General features: G+C 74.5%; 1 tRNA gene. It reads right to left on the minus strand.

Going from position 1 to position 271, the window contains the following annotated elements:
• Positions 1 to 110: 110 nt before the first annotated feature.
• Positions 111 to 196, minus strand: a tRNA-Leu gene (locus tag SB717_RS36015).
• Between the last annotated feature and the right edge of the window lie 75 nt (positions 197 to 271).

Genomic DNA, 271 nt, shown 5'->3' on the forward strand with positions numbered 1-271 from the left:
GCCGCCGGCCGTGGGCGACCGACGCATGCCCTCGGCCCCGGTAGGTTGCCCACCGCGCAGCGGTGCGCAACACCACCGCCGGCCGAAAGGTCCCGCCCCCGCCGCGCGGCTGGTCCGGGCTGCGGGACTCGAACCCGCACGGGCAATGCCCAAGCGATTTTAAGTCGCTTGCGTCTACCGGTTCCGCCAAGCCCGGGGCGCGAGGCGGCGACTTTAGCGCGTGCGCCACGCGGCGCAAAGCGGGCGGTTCGGCCCCCACCCCCTCGAAACG

This window comes from Priestia sp. SIMBA_032 (genome assembly GCF_046535215.1).
In the GTDB taxonomy this organism is placed as follows: domain Bacteria; phylum Bacillota; class Bacilli; order Bacillales; family Bacillaceae_H; genus Priestia; species Priestia aryabhattai.